This window comes from Luteolibacter luteus, assembly GCF_012913485.1.
In the GTDB taxonomy this organism is placed as follows: domain Bacteria; phylum Verrucomicrobiota; class Verrucomicrobiia; order Verrucomicrobiales; family Akkermansiaceae; genus Haloferula; species Haloferula lutea.
Map to the genome: position 1 here is coordinate 1545616 of NZ_CP051774.1, position 21475 is coordinate 1567090.

General features: G+C 61.2%; 20 protein-coding genes. 4 read left to right on the top strand and 16 right to left on the bottom strand.

Translation table 11 applies throughout. The features are described 5' to 3' along the window. Positions 1 to 51 precede the first annotated feature (51 nt). The 8 genes from HHL09_RS06390 to HHL09_RS06425 form a co-directional block, all read right to left on the bottom strand. Complete coding sequence (locus HHL09_RS06390; protein WP_169453738.1) at positions 52 to 1134, bottom strand: right-handed parallel beta-helix repeat-containing protein; 1083 nt, start codon at positions 1132 to 1134, stop codon at positions 52 to 54. Positions 1135 to 1182: 48 nt separating this feature from the next. Next, positions 1183 to 1989: a nucleoside triphosphate pyrophosphohydrolase gene (gene mazG / locus HHL09_RS06395; RefSeq protein WP_169453739.1), complete on the bottom strand. Its 807-nt coding sequence runs from the start codon at positions 1987 to 1989 to the stop codon at positions 1183 to 1185. After that, a complete protein-coding gene (locus HHL09_RS06400; protein ID WP_169453740.1) occupies positions 1986 to 2879 on the bottom strand; it encodes a rhomboid family intramembrane serine protease in 894 nt (297 codons plus the stop codon). Before HHL09_RS06400 ends, mazG begins: the two co-directional genes overlap by 4 nt. Positions 2880 to 2945: 66 nt before the next feature. Then, positions 2946 to 3458 (bottom strand): hypothetical protein, encoded by a 513-nt coding sequence (locus HHL09_RS06405; RefSeq protein ID WP_169453741.1) that lies wholly within the window; start codon positions 3456 to 3458, stop codon positions 2946 to 2948. Beyond that, complete coding sequence (locus tag HHL09_RS06410) at positions 3458 to 4033, bottom strand: hypothetical protein (RefSeq protein WP_169453742.1); 576 nt, start codon at positions 4031 to 4033, stop codon at positions 3458 to 3460. The genes HHL09_RS06405 and HHL09_RS06410 overlap by 1 nt, the downstream gene beginning before the upstream one ends. Beyond that, positions 4014 to 4679 carry an RNA polymerase sigma factor gene (locus HHL09_RS06415; protein WP_169453743.1) on the bottom strand — a complete coding sequence of 222 codons (666 nt, stop codon included), beginning with the start codon at positions 4677 to 4679 and terminating at the stop codon, positions 4014 to 4016. The genes HHL09_RS06410 and HHL09_RS06415 overlap by 20 nt, the downstream gene beginning before the upstream one ends. 171 nt (positions 4680 to 4850) lie before the next feature. Beyond that, positions 4851 to 6086, bottom strand: coding sequence for an FAD-dependent oxidoreductase (locus tag HHL09_RS06420; protein WP_169453744.1), 1236 nt, complete (start codon positions 6084 to 6086; stop codon positions 4851 to 4853). Continuing rightward, on the bottom strand, positions 6083 to 6340 hold the full coding sequence (locus HHL09_RS06425) for an acyl carrier protein (RefSeq protein ID WP_169453745.1): 258 nt from the start codon (positions 6338 to 6340) through the stop codon (positions 6083 to 6085). The genes HHL09_RS06420 and HHL09_RS06425 overlap by 4 nt, the downstream gene beginning before the upstream one ends. Before the next feature lie 215 nt (positions 6341 to 6555). Between HHL09_RS06425 and HHL09_RS06430 the strand changes: the two genes are divergently transcribed. After that, positions 6556 to 6909 carry a hypothetical protein gene (locus HHL09_RS06430; protein ID WP_205760987.1) on the top strand — a complete coding sequence of 118 codons (354 nt, stop codon included), beginning with the start codon at positions 6556 to 6558 and terminating at the stop codon, positions 6907 to 6909. A gap of 221 nt (positions 6910 to 7130) precedes the next feature. Here HHL09_RS06430 and HHL09_RS06435 read toward each other — a convergent pair whose 3' ends face one another. Both HHL09_RS06435 and HHL09_RS06440 read right to left on the bottom strand, forming a co-directional pair. Next, positions 7131 to 8159 carry a beta-ketoacyl synthase N-terminal-like domain-containing protein gene (locus tag HHL09_RS06435; RefSeq protein ID WP_169453746.1) on the bottom strand — a complete coding sequence of 343 codons (1029 nt, stop codon included), beginning with the start codon at positions 8157 to 8159 and terminating at the stop codon, positions 7131 to 7133. Then, complete coding sequence (locus tag HHL09_RS06440; protein ID WP_240963743.1) at positions 8156 to 9397, bottom strand: beta-ketoacyl-[acyl-carrier-protein] synthase family protein; 1242 nt, start codon at positions 9395 to 9397, stop codon at positions 8156 to 8158. The genes HHL09_RS06435 and HHL09_RS06440 overlap by 4 nt, the downstream gene beginning before the upstream one ends. A 222-nt stretch (positions 9398 to 9619) precedes the next feature. Here HHL09_RS06440 and HHL09_RS06445 point away from each other — a divergent pair, with 222 nt between their 5' ends. Beyond that, entirely contained in the window at positions 9620 to 10510 is an 891-nt protein-coding gene (locus HHL09_RS06445; protein WP_169453747.1) for an alpha/beta hydrolase, read from the top strand. A 55-nt stretch (positions 10511 to 10565) separates the two neighbouring features. Here HHL09_RS06445 and HHL09_RS06450 read toward each other — a convergent pair whose 3' ends face one another. From HHL09_RS06450 to HHL09_RS06470, 5 genes are all read right to left on the bottom strand, one after another. Beyond that, positions 10566 to 11918: a hypothetical protein gene (locus HHL09_RS06450; protein ID WP_169453748.1), complete on the bottom strand. Its 1353-nt coding sequence runs from the start codon at positions 11916 to 11918 to the stop codon at positions 10566 to 10568. A 32-nt stretch (positions 11919 to 11950) separates the two neighbouring features. Next, positions 11951 to 13309, bottom strand: a complete 1359-nt coding sequence (locus HHL09_RS06455; protein ID WP_169453749.1) for a hypothetical protein — start codon at positions 13307 to 13309, stop codon at positions 11951 to 11953. 260 nt (positions 13310 to 13569) lie between these two features. Further along, entirely contained in the window at positions 13570 to 16659 is a 3090-nt protein-coding gene (locus HHL09_RS06460) for an efflux RND transporter permease subunit (RefSeq protein WP_169453750.1), read from the bottom strand. 34 nt (positions 16660 to 16693) lie between these two features. After that, the gene (locus tag HHL09_RS06465; RefSeq protein WP_169453751.1) at positions 16694 to 17803 is read right to left on the bottom strand and encodes an efflux RND transporter periplasmic adaptor subunit; all 1110 of its coding nucleotides are present in this window, start codon (positions 17801 to 17803) and stop codon (positions 16694 to 16696) included. After that, entirely contained in the window at positions 17800 to 18411 is a 612-nt protein-coding gene (locus HHL09_RS06470) for a TetR/AcrR family transcriptional regulator (RefSeq protein WP_169453752.1), read from the bottom strand. Before HHL09_RS06470 ends, HHL09_RS06465 begins: the two co-directional genes overlap by 4 nt. Positions 18412 to 18657: 246 nt before the next feature. Between HHL09_RS06470 and HHL09_RS06475 the strand changes: the two genes are divergently transcribed. Then, positions 18658 to 19932, top strand: a complete 1275-nt coding sequence (locus tag HHL09_RS06475) for an AMP-binding protein (protein ID WP_169453753.1) — start codon at positions 18658 to 18660, stop codon at positions 19930 to 19932. A gap of 4 nt (positions 19933 to 19936) precedes the next feature. Here the strand turns inward: HHL09_RS06475 and HHL09_RS06480 are convergent, their stop codons facing one another. Beyond that, positions 19937 to 20359 carry a 3-hydroxyacyl-ACP dehydratase FabZ family protein gene (locus HHL09_RS06480; protein ID WP_240963744.1) on the bottom strand — a complete coding sequence of 141 codons (423 nt, stop codon included), beginning with the start codon at positions 20357 to 20359 and terminating at the stop codon, positions 19937 to 19939. Positions 20360 to 20477: 118 nt separating this feature from the next. On the opposite strand from HHL09_RS06480, the gene HHL09_RS06485 reads away from it, so the two are divergent. Continuing rightward, complete coding sequence (locus tag HHL09_RS06485; RefSeq protein WP_169453755.1) at positions 20478 to 21317, top strand: lysophospholipid acyltransferase family protein; 840 nt, start codon at positions 20478 to 20480, stop codon at positions 21315 to 21317. The last annotated feature ends 158 nt before the right edge of the window (positions 21318 to 21475 follow it).

Sequence of the window (21475 nt, forward strand, 5' to 3'; positions counted from 1 at the left end):
CAAGCCCGGCGCTCTACAGAGGGCGTCCGCAGGTCGCTACGGGCAGCCAAGTCATTCAGGCTTCGCTCCATAGACTCCATCCTTCTCTGGCGATGGAAGCGTTGGTTTCGAGTCCTGGGGGCGATCTTCGGCGAGCCATTTATTCCCGAAAAAAACAAAGGACCCAGGATCGGCTCCAGCCCCGATGTTAATCTCGGAGCCGACTTGCTCCCGACGAAAAGTGATCGTGTTTCCAGAAATCTTCACATCCCCGCAGACAAGGAAGCCCTTGGTCGTGGTCTCCTGCAGGATCCGGAAGATCCACTTCACGGGTCTTACAATCGTATTACCCGTGAATTCCGCACCGCGCACGCCGGTGAACGCACAAGCACAGGTGCCGCCTTCGATCCGGTTGTCGCGAATCATGATATCCTTCGCTTCATAATTCGCACCCGCAGGCCGGAAGTAGTCCGCCCCAGTGGAGCCTCCCGCTTGGATCGGCCGTTCCCCGGCATTGATCAGGGTGCATCGCTCGATGGTGATGTTCCTACATCCGCCTTTGAACTGCGGGCCGGTGTGCTGGGAGAAACCCTCCTTCCCGGTGATCTTGCAATCGCTGATCACCGCATCACTACAACCTACGAAATCGATCGCTTGGCCGCCCCAACCTGAGATCTCACAATGGCTGATGCGGAGATCCTTGAGCCCCGAACACTTGATGCCATCGAAGTTCCCCTTGGGTCCGATGTCAGACACCGAAAGATGTTCGAGAAGAACGCCGGCGACAGGATTGTCGCGCTGCCCTCCATCGTCGAGATTGATGCCATTCGCGCTCTGCCCGCTGCACCTGAGATGACGGAGCTTCAAACCGGGACAACGGCTGAAGTGCCAAGCTTGCGTGCCTCCCTCGAAATGAGGGGGCTTTTCCGGATCGAGCGCCTCGACGGTGAGGTCAGGTATATTCGAAACGGAGCTTCCCCCCGGATACTCTCCCGGGGCGATCCTGAGGATATCCCCTTCCGTCAGCCTCGGAAGGACATCCCTCAAGGCAGCCGCATCACGAACCTCGATCGTGGCCGCAACCAGAGGGCTAGAAAGGAACAGAAGAGCGAGGAGGGAGAGCCGCATCCGGACACTACGCAGCAGAGGCGACATGCCATTCATGGATCCGAAAGAACGGAAACGCCATCCCACTGCCTTGCTTCATGCCTTCTTCTTTGCCGCCTCCCAAGCTTCATCCATCTGGTGCGGCGTCGCCTCTTCCAAGGTCATCCCCTGCTTCTTCAAGCGCCGCTCCATTTCATCGAAGCGGCGTTCAAATTTGTCATTGGCGGCAGCGAGAACCACCTCGGGATCCAGCTTCCGGAAACGAGCCAAGTTCACCACCGAGAACAAAAGATCACCGAGCTCCTCATCCACGGCCGCGAGATCCTGTTCGTCCACCGCCGCTTCAAGCTCCTGCACTTCCTCGCGGATCTTCGCGAGCACCCCGCACTGTGTCGGCCAATCAAAACCGACCTTCGCCGCCTTCTTTTGAAGCTTCGAAGCACGCAGCAAGGACGGCAGGCCTTTGCCAACCCCATGGAGATAGGCCTCCTCGCTGGTGCCCTTCTCCTCGCGTTTGATCTCGTCCCACTGCTGAAGTACGGCATCCGACGTATTTGCGGCAGCACCGGAAAACACATGAGGATGGCGGCGGACCAGCTTGTCCGAGACCCCCTTCGCCACCTCGTCGAGGTTGAAACGACCGGACTCCTCGGCCAATTCGCTGTGAAACACGACCTGTAGCAGCAGGTCACCGAGTTCCTCCTTCAAATGCTCCATGTCGCAGCGCTGGATCGCATCCACGGTCTCATAGGCTTCCTCGATCAAGTTCGTCACCAGGCTCCCGTGGGTCTGCTCCGCATCCCAAGGACAACCGCCCGGTGCGCGAAGCCGGTGCATGATCGCCCGCAGCCGTTCCAATTGGCGGCCGGGCTCGGAAAGGCTGATCATTTCGGCATCGGTCATAGCTCGTCTTTGGACTTGGAGGCTTTTTGGAGAATCTCGCGTTCGCGTTCCGTCAGGCTCTGAATGCCTTCACGGCCGATCTTGTCGAGAATACGATCCACCTCGGACGACGACACATCGACCTCGGAACGAGGGCGAAGCTTGGGCGCGGACTTCCGGCGGAATTCCTTCGGGCGAATGACTTTCGACGCCGAACCCTTCCGCAGCAGGAACGGAAAGCGCATCAGGATGAAACCGAGAATGGCTCCACCCAAGTGACCGGCCTCACCACCGCTATTCCGGAAGAAGGACCCGCCAATCACGACGTCGCCCACGATGACTGCCACCGCCAAGCCAATCACGCACCAGGCAAAGGTCCGCATCGAGAGCGTCACCGGCGGGATGAGCAAACTCACCATCGCATTCGGGGAAATCACCGCGGTGCCAATCATCAGCCCGTAAATCCCGGCGGAAGCGCCTACCAAAGGCGAGTCCGTGGAATCGGGAAGAATCCCGACCAAGGCAAGCAAGGTAAAGAACAGTGCTCCCGCGACACCGCAAAGCAGATAGAAGGCAATGAAACGACCGGTCCCCCACCAACGCTCCACCCAAGGACCAAAGAAAAAGAGCGCCACGCAATTGAAGGCGATATGCAGCAAGCCGTAGTGAAGGAACTGGAAGGTGACGAGTTCCCAGATCCTTCCCTCCTTGAAGGCACTCTCAATGGTGAAACAAAACTGCTGGTTAATGATCCCGAAAGTCCGGCCATCCTTCCGGGTCAGCAGGTCGATCAAGAAGATCGCGATATTCGCGATCAACAGGAACTTGGTGACCGGCGGCAAAGGCGGACGCCCCCCTGCGGTGTAGCGCGCTTCTTCATCACGAAAGTAATCCCGGTCGGCAGTTCCCATCCGCCGCAGGGGTTAACACGCGCTTCCTCCGTCCGCAAGGGCGCGCCTCAAAGGTAGCCAAGCCTTTTACTTTTCGTCCTTCGACTTCGGTTTGCCCGGTTTGAGCTCCACCGAAATGATCAGACGTCCGCCGCGCCATTCAGGCCCAAGCACCAGTAGCGGCTTGTCCGGCGTCATCGCGGCATCCGTCTTCAGAATCTTCTTCTGGGCGATCCAGAGTTCCACATCCATCCGCATCAGCTCTGTCGACAGATGGCTCTGGGCCTCGAAACGTAGGAGCACTTCGTTGCTCGGTGCCAGCGGCTTCGCCCAGTTCTCGTAAGTTCGGTAGAGCGGCATCATGTCCCGCCCGAGCTCCCTGTATTTCGAGAATCGCAGGCGCTCGTCCTTGGAAAGGCGGGCCGATGTGTCGGAGGCAATCTCCTTGGCACGCGGACCCGCAGCCGAGGCCTCGCCATTTGTCCCGTAGTAAACCACCACGGTGACGGTTCCGATGACATCCTTGCCGGGATCAGTCTGGGCCGAAGCCACACCTACCCCCAGCAGGGAGATCCAGAAAATCGCCTGACGCCTATTCATCACCGCTGGTGCTCGATGTCCGCGGTGGCGGGTGCCGGCTCTTCCACAGCCGCCGTTTCGGGAACCTCGAAGCTATCCGGGATCGCCGCCACGCCGTTCAGGACGATGACCTCGGCATGAGCCGGGCTGGAATTGAAATAAGCAGCCGTGACTCCCTGCTCCGGCGTATAAAGAACCGGCATCGGGGCGGGATCACTTACCAGCGACGGGAGTTCAGCCGGCACCATCCGGGTGCCCGCCCAGAAACAGAAAGCCATCCCCGCCACAGCCGTGGCAGGCAGGAAGAATCGCCAGAAGCTGCCCAATGACTTTTTCGCCGGGGCGGCAGCTACCGCGGCCACAGACTCACGGGCTATCTCCCGGGAAATCCGGGAATTGAAGAAATCCGCGTACGGGGGCTCTTCCACGGCAGGCAAATTACCGCGTAGCAAGGCCTTGATCTCCCGCGCCTCCTCACGACGCGCCAACCACTCGGGCTGGGCGCTAGCCCACGCGTTCACCGCGGCAGCGGACTCGCCGGTCAGCTCGTCCTCCACCCACAGGGCCAGCATTTCTTCATCGGGCATCGTATTCATCCTTGAGAAGGGATTGGAGTTTTTGGCGGGCGTAGAAGAGACGGCTCATCACCGTGCCGATGGAGCAGCTCATCACCTCGGCGATCTCTTTATACGCCAAACCCTGCACGTCTTTCAAGACCACTGCCTCCCGATGTTCGGGAGAAAGCTTGGCGAGGGCGGATTCGATTTTCACACGGAGTTCGTCTCCCACCAGGGCCTCGTCGGGACTGCGGGATTCGCTGGGGGCTGAAACCGCCGCCGGGTCGATCCGGTCGCGGTTTAAAAGTTCATCATTCAGTTCGTCCCCGCCTTCCGGACGCCGGCGGCGGGTGAAATCATAGACCGTATTGTGCGCGATCCGGTAGAGCCAAGTCGTGAAACGGGCCTTCACCTCGAAGCGTGGCAGGGCCTGCCACGCCTTGATGAAGACCTCTTGGGACAGGTCCCAAGCGTCCGTCTCATTTTTGACCATATTGCGGATCATGGCGTAAATTCTTCCTCGATGCCGGGTGACGAGCGTGTCGTATGCCTTCATGTCGCCCGCTTTCGCGCGCAGCACGAGAGCCTCGTCCTCCGGCTCCTCCCCGGGATTTCCCGAGGCTGCAGAGCCGGACTCGGCGGGTCCCAGCAACTTTTTCGACGCGAGGCGCTGGAAAATATTCATCGGAAATGCCCTGACCTCGCTCGATTTTTTGGGAATAATCTAACGCCAACTCCCCCACGCTCCGCGCGCGGGATCGCCGGAAAGATGAAGCGATCGTTTCGCGGTGGCAACTTCATTCCCCAGCGGAGCGACCCAAGAATCCTCCCTTTTTCCAAGCGCCGCAAAGGCTTTCTAACCAAAGGCCTTCCGCAGTGCGGCCGGTGCTTCTTCCGGGGACTCCCCTTTCGCGGCGAGGGCGGCGGCCATCCCTGCAGCCTGACCGGTCGCGAAGCAGGTGCCCATCACACGGATCGACGCCTGTGCCTCGTGGTCGCAGGAAAGGCAACGACCGGCAGTAAAAACATTCTCCAAGCCCATCGGAATCAGGCTGCCGAGGGGGATTCCCGCAGGCTGCTCGCTCTCGGGATAGCGCAGCTTCGGGCCGCGGTTCGTCTCGCGGAATTCCAAGGGCCAGGTCGCGAGCGCGATGTCATCGGGATGGCTGGCACCGGAGAGGACCTCCGCGCCAGTGAGCAGGTGCCGCCCTTTCCAGCGGCGGCTTTCCCGGACTCCGGCTCTCACCGGCCAGTGGGAAATGTAGGCTCCCTCCCACCCGGGGGCCTCGCGTTTCAGGAAATCAATCGCGACGGCCGCGGTCGCACGTCCACTCCGCTCGAGGCGGGTGAGGCATGCGGCATCCAAAGGATCGTAGTCGCCCTCCTCCGTGCCGGAGAGGTCGATGGTGCCGAAGCTCTCGGCCACCCGGCCGCTGGCACGAAAGTGCAGCCCGAGCGCTTCTTTTGGCAGAACTCCGTTCCGGACACCGCCCACGATCCGCCCCGCGAGCTGCAAGCCGGATTCCCCCCCGGTCACGCCTTGGATGCCGAAGACATAGGCGGGACGCTGTAGCCGGGCGGGTTCCGTCAGATCCGCCTCTCCTCCGAGCATGCCGGCCAGCACCGCATCGCCACTGGTATCGATCAGCACCTTGCAAGCGGCTTCAATGAGCCCACCGCGGCTGGCAATCCCGAGGCTCCAGCCTTCCGGAGACTTCCTTGTGGAAACGACCTCGGCATGGAAAAGCACCTCCACCCCGGACCCGGCCAAAAGCTCATCGGCGATGCGGACAAATTCTACCGGATGCTGCATCAACACCCAGACGCGCCCCATTTTCACTGGTCCCCGAGCACCAGTGGCGTGCAGCATCCGCTCCGCAATTTCCGCGGGAAACCCTGGGTTTGCCAGCACCGGTTCTTCCCCATCGATTTGGTAGAGCCCGCAGAAGGTGTGGACCAGCGAGGCCGTTCCCATCCCTCCCGCGAAGCCATGGCGCTCTAGCAGCAAAACCCGAGCTCCCTGCCGCGCAGCGGTTACCGCCGCAGCCAAACCGGCGCTCCCGGCACCGAGAACGATGATATCCGCCGTCATCCGGCACCTCCCGATTTCAGGGCGATGAGACGGGCGAGATCCTCAGGCGTGGCCAGGTTTTCACGGCTTGCATCTTCGGGTCCGATGATCGCACCAAAGCGTTCCTCCGCGACGACGATCAATTGCATCACGGCCATGGAGTCCATGCCCTCCGCAAACAGGTCGCCATCCACAGGAAAATCCGCGGGCAGATCTACAATCCCCTCTTCGCTGAGCATGGCCACCACCTCTTCTGCCGTTGGCATCCGCTTCATCCGACCCCACGGGAACAAACCCGGCTCTTGGGGGCAAGCTTCGCGCTCTATTCTCCCAGCAAGGGGGAAACCGTGCACTTCGCCCGTTTTCACCGTGCAACGCTCCCTCCAACAGATCGGCGATTCTTCATAACCCTTTGAAAAACGGAACGGCACAAAGGCTGCAAACTGGAAAACCGTGCCCTTTCGGGCAAGCCAACCCTAAAACAACGACCATGAAAGCACCATTCATCACTTCCATGATTGCTGCGGCTACCTACGGCTTCTTGTTCACTGCGTGTGACTCGCCGCAGGAAGAGGCCCGTGAGGAAGCCGTGGAACACAAGGCCGACATGCTGGAGAAGGAAGCCAAGAACGTCCGCAAGGACGCTGAAGCCGCTGCCGACGCCAACGAGAAGGCCGCTGATAACATCCGCAAGCAGGCCGAGAACGCCTCCGAGGCCGGCAAGGAAGACGCGGAAGCCCGCGCCGATGCCACCGAGGACAATGCCGATGCCATCCGCAAGGAAGGCGAGCGCAAGGCTGATGCCCTTGAAGACGAAGCTGACGTGGACCGCGAAGCGAAGTAACTCCTAGCCGTCCTCCTTCTTCCAGAAGATCCGCCCTGTCGGTGCCATAGCCGACGGGGCGTTTTTTTGTGTCGTGAGGGACGGATTTCCTCGCCTGTTAAGCCTGTTAAAACTGGGAAATTAACAGGCTCGATGGCTCCCCGATCGCTGATCCCGACAGAGAGTTCTTCGCATCCTTCGCCCATTCCGGCTCCGCTTTTCGCAGATTCCGCGGATCTCTTTCAACTGCCACTCCCGATCAAACAAGCGGCTGCCTGTTCATTCCCTCCGAGCACTGCCACAAGAGCTTGATCCGCCTTTCCGCTCTTCACCCACTCGACCGCGGCAACGAGTTGTAAACCCGCCGCGGCGGCGAACGATTCGCCGAGGATCTTCTTCGGCGAGAGCTGAGGTCCCGACCATCCGGCAAGGGCGTCGTCTTCCGAGCGGTCATATCGAGCAGCACCCGTACGACTGTCCGAGAGAAGGGTTCGCCCATCGTCCCGCACACCCGTCGCACCGCATGCCTGGCGAAGCGCCATCGCTCGATCAGCCCCGGGCGGCAGCGCCACAGGATCCGGGACGGCAAGCAATTGCGGGCCGCCGCTAGCAATCTCCAGGAGAATCGCCGCCGCTCCTTCCGAGGGAGTGATGTTCCGCGAGTAAAGCGCGAGCGCTTCCGCACTCAGCCAGTCGAGTTCCTCTGCGGCGACGACGAGCACGGCATCGCAGTCGCCCCTCAAGAGCCACTCGGTAGCGATTTCCAAACCGGTGAATATTTCCGCCCCATCCCCTAACAAGGTGTCGTTCGGGGCGGTCGAACCGAAGAGCGCCGAGAGGTGGCTGGAGGGCGCGTTGAAGACCGTCTCAGGGAAAAGGATCGGGCTTGCGACGGAAGGATCCGCCAGGACTTCTCCGAAAAAGCGGTTCGAGTAGTTCACACAGCCATTGAGCAAGGTGCAGATCACGCCAAGCCGCAGCTCGCCGGCAGCTACCTTTGCGATGCGGTCTTCTCCCAACGCCTCGATCGCAGCGGCGACGGAGAACTTGGAGATCGGGCTAACGCGCCGGAGCCGCGGGCTCTTCGGCAGGGTCGGTGGAGCGGCCGGGGCCTTCAGCACCGGAGTCACCACGAGGTCGCCATTCTTGCGCTCGCGGGACAAGCTGGAAGCTTCCGGACGCACGCCGCGTTCCAGCGCAACCATCAAAGCTTCCACGCCCCAACCTGCCGAACTGACCGCTCCAGTGCCTGTGATCGAGATGCGACTCATTGTGCGTCCTCCTTTTGGAAAATGAGTGTGGCATTCGCCCCACCGAAGCCGAAGGAGTTGGTCAGGACGGTTCTAACAAGTGCCTCGCGCGGCTGCTGGACGAGATCGAATTTCACCCCCGGATCGAGTTCGCGCACGCCCAAACTGGCGGGCAGGAACTGATCCTGAAGCGCGATGAGGCAGATCACGGATTCCACGGATCCAGCACCTCCTAACAAGTGGCCGATCGCCGACTTCGTGGAGGAGACACGGATGCGAGAAGTCGCATCACCGGCCCATCGCAGGATGGCGTTCGCCTCCGCCACATCATTGAGCGGCGTGCCGGTGCCGTGGGAGTTGATGTAGTCGATCTGCTCTGGAGCAAGTCCCGCGGCACGGGTGGCACGCGTCATTGTATTGAGCGCGGCATCTCCTTCTGGATGCGGCTGCGTGAGGTGATGGATGTCGGTAGCGGCGGCGTAGGAAAGCACTCGGGCGAGGATCTTGGCACCACGGGCTTTCGCCGACGCCTCGGACTCCACCACCACGAAACCCGCGCCTTCACCGATGGCCAGACCATCGCGGGCGGCATCAAAGGGACGCGGGATGCCGGACGGAGAAAGGGCCTGCAGCGAATCGAAGCCCGCGAAAACGAGCTGGCACAAGGCATCGTAGCCACCAGCCAGCGCGCGATCCGCTTTGCCTTCGCTCACGAGCTGAAAGGCATGGCCGATTGCATTCGCACCGGAGGCGCAGGCATTCGACAAAATGCGGAGCGGGCCTTGAACGTCCAGCGCCTGCATCATCGCCGTCATCTGGTACTGCGGCTGGTAAGTCTGCACGCGCAGGAATTGCCCACGCTTGGAGCGCCCCTCCACGGATTGGAGATAGTATTGTTCCCCCACCGGCATCGCCGCGGCGGAAGTGCCCACCATCACTGGCATCTGCCCTCCGGGAAGCCCGGCCATTGCCAGGGCCTCACGCGCGGCAATCAAGGCCATCCGCGTACCGCGGTCCATGCGCGACCACTCGCGGCGGCCGATGCCAGGCAGGCTTTCCGGGAGATCCATCTCTCCTGCCGTGCCTACCCGCTGCCGGGTGACATCAAAAAGCGTTACTGGCCGGAATGCCGTGCGCCCCGCCCGGAAACCGGCGGCATTCTGCGCCATGTCCGCTCCCATGGAGGTCGTGATCCCAGCGCCAGTGATGACGACGGGACGGAGAGAGGCTGAAATTGATCGGTCGGCAGAGTAAGCCACGGGAATCGGAGGCAATGAGCGGGAGTCCTAAGCGGATGATGTACCACCACCCGCGGGCGTTTTAGAAGGCAGGCGCCATTCTGTCCATGTTCACGTTTCGGTGCTCACCTTTCGTGGCATGGCCCTCGCAAGCACATTAACCCTCCCCGGTTGTCAAAATCCGACAGGTGCCGCAAACATCCAAGACTTGCCAAGCAAAGCGGAGATGCTCGCAGCAAACCCATGAAATTCACCATCGGCCTCTTTCTCTCAGGGATGATCGCGCTTGCCACCAGTGGCACGGCGCAGGAAGCCCCGAGACGTCCCGCAGAACTCGACGCCCCTATCACGCTCGGTCCGGATGACAAGCCTGCCTACCCGGCTCCTCCCGAGGGTTACAATAAACGCCAAGACCTCGAACCCCGCGGTCGGCTGGAGATGGTCGAATACGAATCGAAAGTCGTCGGCACCAAGAGGAAGATGCAGGTATATACTCCGCCACTCTACTCTGCGGACCAAAAGTATCCGGTCCTCTACCTTCTCCACGGTATCGGCGGAGATGAGACCGAGTGGCAGCGCTTCGTGAATGTGGACGCCCTTCTCGACAACCTGATCCGCGAGAAGAAAGCCACGCCGATGATCGTCGTCATGCCGAATGGACGAGCGCAAAAGGACGACCGTCCTACCGGCAATGTCTATGCCGCCGCTCCCGCCTTCGCCAATTTCGAGCGTGACCTTTTGGAGGATGTGATCCCGGCGATCGACTCCCGCTATAGCACGAATGCGGACCGCGAGCACCGCGCTCTCGCCGGTCTCTCCATGGGTGGCGGCCAAACACTCAATTTCGGCCTCACGCATCTCGATACCTTTGCATGGATCGGAGCCTTCTCCCCGGCGCCTAACACCAGGCCTCCCGGAGAACTTGTCCCCAACCCCGAGAAAACCATCAAAGACCTGAAGTTTCTCATGCTTACCTGTGGCAATAAGGACGGCCTCATCAACATCAGCCAAGGAGTGCATGCCTACCTGAAGCAGAACAAGGTGCCTCATCTCTGGCACGTCGACGACCTCGGCCACGATGCGACTCACTGGGGACACGCGCTCTACGAATTTGCACAGCGTATTTTCCGCTGATGGATTGAAGCAGCCGACAGTCCAATTCCCGGATGTCGAGACTCCAAATTCGGCATCAAGGGCCAAGCTCGGGAAGCGTGCTCTCTTGTTTGGCCGCTTCGTCTAGTTTCTTCTGATCCACCGCTTCATACTCTTTGGCCCAGATTCTGAGTTTTTCATCGGAAGCCTTCTGGTCTTCCCTCCGCTTCTCCAAGAGGCCATCCCGTATCGCGGGATCCTGAATCAAGGCGAGTGCTGCATTCAACACCGGTAGGTCTTCATCCAATCCCAAGACAAATCCTGTGATCATCTGTCCCCTGTTCGCATTGTTCGGCAGGGAAGCAATGGCTTGTAGCGTGACGGCACCGTCTCCGGCATCGGCGAACTGTTCGCCCAAAGCTTTCAATGCCTCCTCTCGCAACGAGCGATCGGAGATACCAGCAAGCGACGAAAACGCCTCCGACGGATTCACGGCGCCGGTATAATTTTCGCGGACGAGGGAAGCGATCGCATCTCTCACGGCGGAGGCATCCGATTGAATCCACGCATTCCTTCCTGAGAGCTCTTCTACGAATTCGACGAGGTCCTTCATCCTGCCAGGAAAGTTCGCATTGATCTGCGACACCGCATTCGCGAGCAAATCTCCGGGGCATGCAGCGAGACGGCTCGCGATCTCTTTTGCGGTAAGCCCGTCGAGTTCAGAGGAAACCCATCGGCCGCAAAGCTCCTCGCGAATTTCCGGGTCGTCTTCCTTCGAGAAAACTGGAGCCACGTCATCACCCGCGAGCCCGATGCGGCGCGCTATGTAGGCATCCAGGATTTCAGACCGGTCGTTGTGTTCTATGAGACGGGCGTCGAGGAGTTCACGAATACGGTCCAGCTCTTCTGCATTCGCCCGTTTGCAGAGAAGGGTGGCAGCGTGAGCCTGCCCATCGAGTGAACCTTGGCCCAAGCTGGCGAGAACAAAGTCCCGCTGGCCATGAGCGACCAAGGCGGAGTTCCAGAGCTTGGTGAGCTCCGCCCTGCTCGAACCGAAGCGGCCGCCGAGAATCCACTCCCACACTGCCTCCGATTGTCGGGAGATCTCTTCATCAAGTTTTTTCGAGAGAAGATCGGATTCCTCAACCAATTCCCGATAGCGCGGCGGGGATTCAGGAAGAAAGAATAGCTCCAGTGCGCCACGGAGATCCCGCTTGATCCAATCCGCGAGAAGCGCCTCCTGGGCGGCTTGAAAATCCTCCGAAGAGAGATCACTCTCGAGAAGCTCGTTCAGCAGAGCTTGATGGGAAGAGGCCTCGCTAACTTCGCCCCGATCACGAAATTTGGAAGTCTTGCCTGACTCCGCGGAGGAGAGCGGACTTCCGACATCACCGATTTCTTGTCGCTCGGAAACAGGCATCGCGAAGTAAGCGATGGCATGGCTAGCCACCAAAAGGACGGTCCATGCTGCGGCCCTGGCCCTCACTCTTCGCGCTCCTTTCCAAGTCGGAACAAGCGGTCCTTGGCGAATCCCGTTGACAGCCGATCAACCGTCTCGAGATAAGCCTGAGGATCGGATTTTAACCACTGGAGGCAGCGCAACTGTAGATCCCTGTCAAAGGATGAGCCCTTCTCCCAAACCTCGGGGGAGAGGCCGATGAGAACTTCTGGCGGGAGCCGCTGCCAACCGACAGTGCCCATCAAATCACGCCAGTCCGTCCGGCATTCCTTCAGCCAGGACAAGGCAGCGACCGGATCTGAATCCATTCCCGTATCCAAGGCAATGACTGTGGCCCGCCGATCCATTTCCTCATCGGCGGTTCCTACCTTCTTGAGCCACGCGACCATCTCCACAAGACTCAGACGACCTTGCTCCAGCAGGAGGCGCTGGTTTCCGATTTCCGCGAGCAACTCCTGCGGAATCTCGGATCCTTCTACGGGTTCCGGAGACAACTGATCTCTAGGGAAGTCGATGCTCCCGCTCGCTGAACTTACATTGACATTCTCCAAGCCAATAGGCCCATCGACAATGATCAGGAAGTCCGCATTGGTGCGAGGTGCATGCGAATTCCAAGTGGCGGAGCGAACCAAAGAATCCCAAGTCGCCGGCTGCCCGAGCCGGTTGGGATTGTTGAGCATCACATCGATGTTGTTCCTATTTACCCCGCCCTTTCCCCAGCGCTCTTTCGAACAATCCTCCTCAAAGCGGCGAACGGCGCTTTCCGGAAATCCTGCCCGCTGCACTTCTCCCAAAAGTCCGGCATGGTCGGGATCCACAAGGTATCGGAGGAACTCCATCGCGGCACCTTCATCCAATAGGGATCTGACGGTGGCGAGATTCCCTGCCAAGCTCTCACCCCTTCGATAACTTCCCTTGATGAGATCAAGCCGGTCTTGGGGAGACTTGAGGCTAGCAGCTAGCAACAGGATGGAATTGCCTCCGTCCTGCCCAAACGAAGAAGACGCGCATCCGATCAGGTAGTCCCGGATCCGGGGTTCTGCGTCGATGAACTCTTGCAGCCTCCGGGTACCTCCCGCTTTGAGATAACGCTTCAGTTTGTCATCGAAGAGCTCGCTCTGATACTCGCGCTGGAACGCCGAGATCCAGTGCACAGCAGCCATGGCATCTCGTTCCAACCATGCCCGCATCGCGGCGGCGGCCTTCTCCGGCAAGTCTTGCTCCGGATCCCAAATCGCGGCCTCGATGATGGCCCGGAGATCCGCATTCGCAGGAAGGTTTTTCGCCGCCGCCTCAATCCGGGCTTCAGGATCCTCGTCCTGCTCTGTTTCCCGCCATGCCGAGAGCTCGCGACCAGCCTGCACGAGGGAATGCACGGTCACCGGACGAACGTCCGCGGCCCCAGGCACAGATAAAGGAGGCGCTTGTCTCGCCGCTGACTCCCTCCGGCTCCCCAGCCACATCACGGTTCCGTGGCTGACCACGAGAAGCGAGATGATGATGAGGGGACGCATATCTTCAGAGAAGAGGTTTGGCCATGAGGGTCAAGGTCAGACCTCGGGGAAGCGCATCATCCACGCGGACATGAAAGATCCGCGGCCCCAGCGAGGCCGCGGATCCGAAGCTCCAAGGTATTCCTGCCTCAGGCCGGCGTCGGCACCGGCGTGTGAGGACCACCAAAGGCTTCCTCCACCTCGATATCCGGCACGGCCTCGTGCTTCGCCGCGATGATGGAGTAGAAGGCAGGCACCACGAAGAGGGTGAACAAGGTTCCGACGATCATACCCGCGACGAGCACGATGCCGATACTATTCCGGGACTCGGCACCGGCACCGGTGACGAAGATCAGCGGGGCATGGCCGAAGACCGTCGCGGCAGTGGTCATCAAGACGGGGCGCAAGCGGGTCTGCGCTGCTTCACGGAGAGCGGCGACCTTCTCCAGGCCTTTCGCCTGAAGTTCGTTCGCGAACTCCACGATGAGGATGCCGTTTTTCGCAATGAGTCCCACCAAGGTGATGAGGCCAACCTGCGAATAGATATTGATCGTCGTAAAGCCGAGGAAGGTGAAGACCAGCGCGCCGGAGATGGCAAGCGGCACCGAGCCAAGCAGGATGATCAAGGGATCTCGGAAGCTGTGGAACTGCGCGGCGAGCACGAGGTAGATCAGCATCACCGCAAAGCCGAGGGTCACGACAAGCGCCGAGCCTTCCTTCCGGATTTGCCGGGATTCACCAGCGTAGTCGATGGTCACGTCCGGCCCGATCGCTTTCTTCGCTGCATCTTCCAGCACGGTGAGCCCCGCTTCTTTCGTCACACCCGGCGTGACGCCGCCGAAGATCTTGACGGAATTCCGCTGCTGGAAGCGGTTCAGGGTGCGCGGTGAAGTCGTGGCCTCCACGGTGGTGAAGGTGGATACGGGCACGAGGTCACCGGCAGGAGTCTTGATCTTCAGGTCGAGCAAGGGGCCGACCGTTGCGCGATCATCGTCGCCGAGCTGAGGGATCACCTTGTAGCTGCGGTCGAAGTAATTGAAGCGGTTCACGTAGGCTCCGCCGAGCAAGGTGCCCAACTCCTGGCCCACGCCCGCAAGATCCAGACCGAGGTCGGCAATCTTCTCGCGATCGATCTGCACGCGTGCTTCCGGGCGGTCGATCTTCAGGTCCGTATCGACGTAGAGGAACTTGCCGCTCTGGAAGCCCGCTCCGATGATTTCATAGGCCGTCTGAATCATCGGTTCCACCGGGCCGTCGGTCTGCAAGACCAGTTCGACATCGTATTGTCCCGAGGTCGGCAGAGGTGGATCAAGCCGCGGGAAGACCCGGATGCCTGGCACCTGCGAAACGGCACCGAAGACCTCGCCATACATTTCCTCGGTCGTGCGGGTGCGATCTTTCCAGCCCTTCGTGGCCATGCCACCGAAGCCCCCCCACCCTGCGGTGAGCGACCACATGTAATCCGTTTCCGGGAAGGTCTTGATCTTCTCAACCAACGCCAAAGATTCACGGTTGGCGGCCTCGATCGTCGCATCCGGCGGAGTATCGAGGAAGAGGCTGATGTGGCTCTGGTCTTCCACCGGGGCCAGTTCGCTTTCCGAGAACATGTAGAACGGCACCGCCGCGAGCATGATCAGCACGGCCACACCCATGATCACCCAGCGGATCTGCAGGGCACCGTCCAGCAGCACCGCATAGACCGCCTTCACCTTGTCGAAGAGATGGTTCACCAGGCGGGTGAGCCTGCCTTCCTCACCCTTCGAGTGGATGAAGCGCGAGCTCATGACCGGCGAAAGCGTTAGCGCCACGAAGCCCGAAACGATCACCGCTGCCGCCAGTGTGATCGCGAACTCAAGGAAGAGGGATCCCGTGAGACCGCCTTGGAAACCGATCGGCGCATAAACCGCGGCCAAGGTGATCGTCATCGCGACCACCGGGCCCTTCAGCTCCCGTGCTCCGATCAGGGCAGCCTGGATGCGCGACTTCCCTTCGCGGACGTGACGCTCTACGTTTTCGACGACCACGATCGCGTCGTCCACCACGAGGCCGACGGAGAGTACAATGGCAAGGATGGTCAGCAGGTTCAGGCTGAAGCCGCAGGCCAGCATGATCGCCGCGGTGCCGATCAACGAGATGGGCATCGCAATCAACGGCACCAAGGCCGTGCGGATCGAGCCCATGAAAATGAACACAGCCAGACCGACGATCAGAATCGTCTCCACCAGCGTCTTGCTGATTTCCTTCAGCGCCTCGCGCATGAACATCGTGCCATCAAAAGCCAGGTGCATCTCGATGTCCTGGGGCAGAGTGGGCTTGATGCGCTCCATCTCTTTCTCGAGCGCATTCGCGACATCGATCTCGTTTGATCCGACGAGAGGCCAGATGCCGAGATACACGCCCTCCTTTTCGCTGTGCTTCGCGATGTAATCCGGCTCTTCCGCGCCGAGTTCGACCTTCGCGACATCGCTAAGGCGCACGATCGATCCATTCCGCTCGACGACGATCAGCTTTTCGAAGTCATCCGTGGAGCGCAGGTCGGTATTCGCCAGCAGGTTGATCTCGACGAGATTGCCCTTCGTACGTCCCACCGCGGCGAGGTAGTTGTTCCGACGAAGCGCGGAATGGACATCGCCCGGTGTCAGGTTCATCTCCGCGAGACGCTCCGGATCGATCCACACGCGCATTGCGATCTGGCGACCGCCTTCGATGGTCACGCGCTGCACGCCGGGAAGGGTGGCGAATTGCGGCTGGAGCGAACGCGCCAGCCAGTCCGTCACCGCTGAGACGCTTCGCTCCGAGGAAGTGAAGCTCAGATAGAAGGTCGCGTAGGGCCGGTCCGCGCGCTGGATCTCCACCGTCGGCGGCTCCGCTTCCGCTGGCAATTCCGCACGGACCTGTTGGAGACGTGCATTGATCTCGGAAAGTGCCGCCGTGGTGTTGTGATTCAGCTTAAGACGCACCGTCACCGTGCTCACGCCGGCACGGCTGGTGGATTCCACATGGTCGACGCCGCCGATCTGCGAGACCGCCCGCTCGATCGGCGTGGTGAGGAAGCCGCGTACCGTTTCCGCACTCGCCCCGTAGTAGAGCGTCGTGACGAGCACGGAGGAGCTTTCCAGCTTCGGATACTGCTGCACCGGCAGCGAGCCGATCGCCCGCCAGCCGACGAGGACGATCACGAGGTTGACCACAATGGCCAACACCGGGTGCTTGATAAAGGTATCGGTAAAGGAGCGCATGGCACCTGGAGGAAGAAAGGATTACGTGTCTGTCTTACTGCGCCTGCTGGCCTTGCGGGGCCTTGCCCATGTCCGCGACCAGCACGCCTTCGCGCAACTTGAAGGAACCGGAAGCCGCGAGCTGCTCGCCCGCGCTGAGGCCCTTTTCGATCAGCACCTCGTCACCGAGCACCGCTCCGCTTTGGACCAGTCGGGTAGAAGCCCGCGGCTTTCCTTCCTTGTCCGCGATGACCACGAACACGTGGTCACCCTGTGGGCCGCGACGCAGCCCGCTGATCGGAATCGCGACCACCTTGCGCGGTGGACCGAGAGGCACCCGCACCTGCACCGAAGCGCCCGGTGGCGGCACCTTGGCGGCGTCCGCTACTTTCGCACGCACCCAGCCGCTACGTGTCGCGCGATCGATGCGCGCATCGAGGGCTTCGATCGTGGCGGTGACCGGCGTCTCCTTGCTGGAGCCGGCAACCTCAACCGGGTCGCCCTGCTTCAAGCCGGCAGCCACCGCCTGCGTGACGGAGAAGTCCACGTAGACCGCCTCATCCACGCCCTGCAGCGTGGTCAGTTCCGTGCCCTCCTCCAGATATTGTCCCGGATGGACGTCCGAAAGACCGATCCGTGCGCGGAAGGGCGCGCGGATGATCTTGCGCGCGATCATGGCCTTCGTCCGCTCGGTCTGCGCCAGCGCCACATCGCGCTCCGCACGTGCTTGATCGAGATCCTTCTTCGAGGTCGCGCTACTGGAAACCAGCGTGTCGGCGCGCTTCAAGTTCGTCTCGGTCAGCGCAGCTTGTGCATCCAGCGCCCTGAGCTCCGCTTCTTCCACGGAAACATCCAGCGCCACCAGCACCTCGCCCGCCTCCACGATCTTCCCCGGCGTGAGGTCGACTTTGGCAACCGTCCCGGAGACCTCGTTTTTCAAGGTCACCGAGCGAAGGGCCAGCACGCTGCCCACTGCGGTGGTGGTGCGACGGTGCTCGACCTCGCGGGCCGTTTGCACGATCACCGCCTCCATTTGCTCCGGCATCATTGCCGCCTCCTCGATCGACTTTTGAATATCCGCCTTCTTCTTCGCAGCCAGACCGGCACCCACCGCAACCACGGCGGCGACCAGCGCTAAAGATGCAACCCAATGTGATGCCTTCATGATTCCTGAGAGGTAGTCGTTTGAGATCCGTCGTTCTTGGCAGCGGCTTCGATTGCTTGGGAAATCGCCCGCTCCAGCACCGTGCGCATGCTGTCGAGGTCCGCCTGCACCACCGGCCGCAGCCGGAGCACCCAGTAGAACCACAGACCGTCCATCGCCGTGCTGATCGTCTCGGCCACCCCTTGGGGCAGGCCGTCCGCCTTCAAATAGCTGTAAAGTTCCTCGTAGGTCTCCCGCATCGGCTGGATGAGGGCCGGATTCTGCGCGAGTGCCGCGAAGACCGAGGAGTAACTGCGGCGCAGCTCCTCCGTCCATGCCTGGGCATCCGTGAAGCAGCCCAGCAGGAGTCCCCGCACCATGCGTCCCGGCCCGGGCGGTACACTCTCATAGGAGGACATGAAGTGATGCCGCCAGCCGTCCGCCGCGCGCCGGACCATCGCTTCGATCAACTGGTCCTTGTTGGTGAAGTAGTGGAGCAGGCCGCCCTTGCTTACCCCTGCCTCCGCCGCCACCGCGTCAAAGGTCAGCCGCGCGATCCCCTCGCGCACGCCCACCGTCTCCGCCGCGTCCAGCAACTGGTCCCTCGTGCTTTGGTTTGCCCGTGTCATTTCAGCGTCGCGCGGCGACCCTACCGTCCAGACGGTCGGGGTCAAACCGTCCAGACGGTCGGGTCCGCATTTTTGTGTCATCGCCGGGTGCCTCACGTGTTCAAAAGGACGACGGATGAGGCCGCTCGAAAGTGACACCGACCGGGAAAAAGTCGGATTAGCCCGTCTTCCGGGTCGGCCAAACCGGCAGGAATGCCTTGCTTCCAAGGGGAAAGCCATGCAGTTGGACGCGCCTCACGCCGATTCATGCCGCCGAACGCCCGATGCCCCGTTTCCCTTCTCCACGAACGCTGGCTCGAAACCTTGTCCCGGTTCCGCAATCGGACGGCGATCATTGAAAATGGGGACGTCTGGACTTTCGCCGACCTTGCCGAGCGCTTGGAAGGCACCTCGCTCGCGCGGGGCACGGTATTCGCCCAAGGCGGCGTCGCGGACATCGCGGCGGAGACCTTGCGCGGCTGGCGGGATGGCCAGGCGGTGCTCGCCTTGGAGAAGGATGCTCCGGAGCCCGGGCTGCCGGAGGAGTTTCCGCAAGGGACCGCGCATCTGAAGCTGACGCCGGGCATCGAGGGAAAGCCGCGCGCTGTGTTCTTCTCCGCAGAGCAAATCGCTGCCGATGCCGATCGACTTGTCGCCGCCATGGGCTTGCGCCATGAGCTGCCGAATCTGGCGGCCGCTTCCGTCACCCATTCCTACGGCTTCTCTAGTATTATCCTGCCGCTGCTTCTGCACGGGGTGCCGGTGCATGCGGTGGAAGTTCCTTTCCCGCGGGTCGTGGCGGATGCCTTGGCAGAACACAAGCAGATGGTCGTTCCGGCCGTCCCATCCATGTGGCGGGCTTGGCATCGCTCGGGCGTGCTGAACAAGCCAAACATCGCGATGGCCATTTCCGCGGGCGCCCCCCTCTCGCTGGAGCTGGAAAACACCATCTTCGAAAGCTGCGGGCTGAAGCTCCACAATTTCTACGGTGCCAGCGAATGCGGTGGCATCTCCTTCGACGGCAGCGGGGTACCGCGGAGTTCCACCACGGATCTAGGAACCGCCTTCGATGGCGTGGCGGTGAGCGTTCACGAGTCCGGACGATTCCTCGTCGCAAGTTCATCGGCCGCCCTCGGCTACCAGACCACCCGGGAGGGTGAATTGCTGGGAGACGGGCAATTCCTTACCCAGGATTTCGGCCGGATTGAAAAGGGACACTTGCTCTTGGAGAGCAGCGGTGCCGAGTCCATCAATGTCGCAGGCCGGAAGATCGGGCCTGCGAAGATCGAGGCGGCCCTGATCGCCACGGGGCTCATCGAGAAGGCGAAGGTCTTCGGTGTGCCGAGCCATGATCCGGAGCGGGTCGAGGAAATCGCCGCGATGGTTTTACTGAAAAACGGCTCCCTCGATAGCCTGCGGCACGCTGCATCGGAAACCTTGGCAGGCTGGGAACTTCCCCGCCACTGGGTGATCGACGCGGATGAGGCCGCGTGGAAGCTGGGACGAGCAGAGCTGAAGAAGAAATACGTGAACCACCGCTAGGCGCTCAGCCCTCCTGCCCGCTGAGCATGATCTTGGCAGTGGCCAAGGGCCGGTCGCCCACACTGACCTCACCGGATACCTGGATCATCCCGCCGAGCCGCCCTTCGACCTCCGCCTTGAGCGTCAGCATTTCCCCCGGAACCGCCGCACCGAGAATCTTCGCCGCGCGCACCCCCGTCAGCAGGAGGTTTTTCAGAGGAGGAATCATAGGATTGCTCTGCGCGACCACGCCACCAAGCTGGGCGACCGCCTCGATTAGAACGACTCCCGGCATCAACGGATTCCCTGGGAAATGTCCCGCAAGGAAGGGCTCGTCTCCCCTGACCAGATAATGGCCAGTGGCGGACTTTCCGGGCTCCAAGGAATCGAGGCCATCCACAAAGCGGAACTCGGGGCCGTGCGGCAGGGCGGCGAGTGGATTATTCATGAGGCGCATCCATCCCCCTGTGGCCGCTCGTGACAAGCCTCTAACGGGCATTTTGCGCCGGAATTTTCCATGGACCGGAATAGGGGTCACCGGTTAGAATTCGGACGCGTTTCCTCCCATGCCACCCGTCGAAAGCCAGAGTCTGCGAGCGCCGCAGGCCATCGCGAATGCCACGCCAAAGCGTTGGTGGCGTGAGCTCTGGGATGCCGTCGCAACCCTCGGCGCCTTCGCCTACTGGGGCGTGGCAGGACTTCTGATCACCGCGCTCTCCATTCCCCTGATCATCATGCTGCCCTGCTCCGTGGCCAAGAAATTGGGCCGTGGGATGCTGCACCGTGCTTTCCGGATTTTCGTCCGATACTTGCGAGCCACCGATCTGGTTCACGCTGATCTTGAATCCCTCGATGCCCTGAAACAGACGGAGGGGCCGGTGATCATCGCGCCGAATCACACCTCGCTTTGGGACGCGGTCTTCGTGATTTCCAAGCTCCCCCAGCCGATCTGCATCATGAAGGAGGCGATTTTGAAGAATCCCTTCCTCGGCGGCGGCGCGCGTCTGGCTGGCTACATTCCGAATGGCTCTTCGGCCGGGATGGTGAAAGCCGCCGCCGATTCCCTTCATCAGGGCGGCCAGCTCCTGCTTTTCCCCGAGGGAACCCGGACACGCCATGAGGCCCGCTGGATCAATCCCCTGCGCGGAGGCTGCGCCCTGATCGCTCGCAAGGCGGGGGTCCCGGTGCGCCCTGTATTCATCCGGAGTAACACCCGCTTCCTCGAAAAGGGCTGGCCCTTGTGGAAAAAGCCGGAGTTTCCGATCCGCCTGAGTTTTGAGCTCGGAGAGCCGCTGATCCCTGAGGACGGAGAATCCGCCCACGAGTTCACCAAGCGGCTGGAGGAGATCTTTGAGCAGAATCTGTCCCGCGCCCACAAGCTGAGGCGACAGGTGGAAGAGCGGTGATTTTTTCTGATCATGGAATCGGGCAATTCGCCAAGTTTTGCGGGCTGAAGGCCCTGCATCTGAAACCGTGACAAAAATCGAAGCCGGATTCCGCTTGTGACCTGACCCAGCCCTCCCCTACGTTCCGCGCGCCGCGCGGGCAGCGTCCTCCGCGGTGT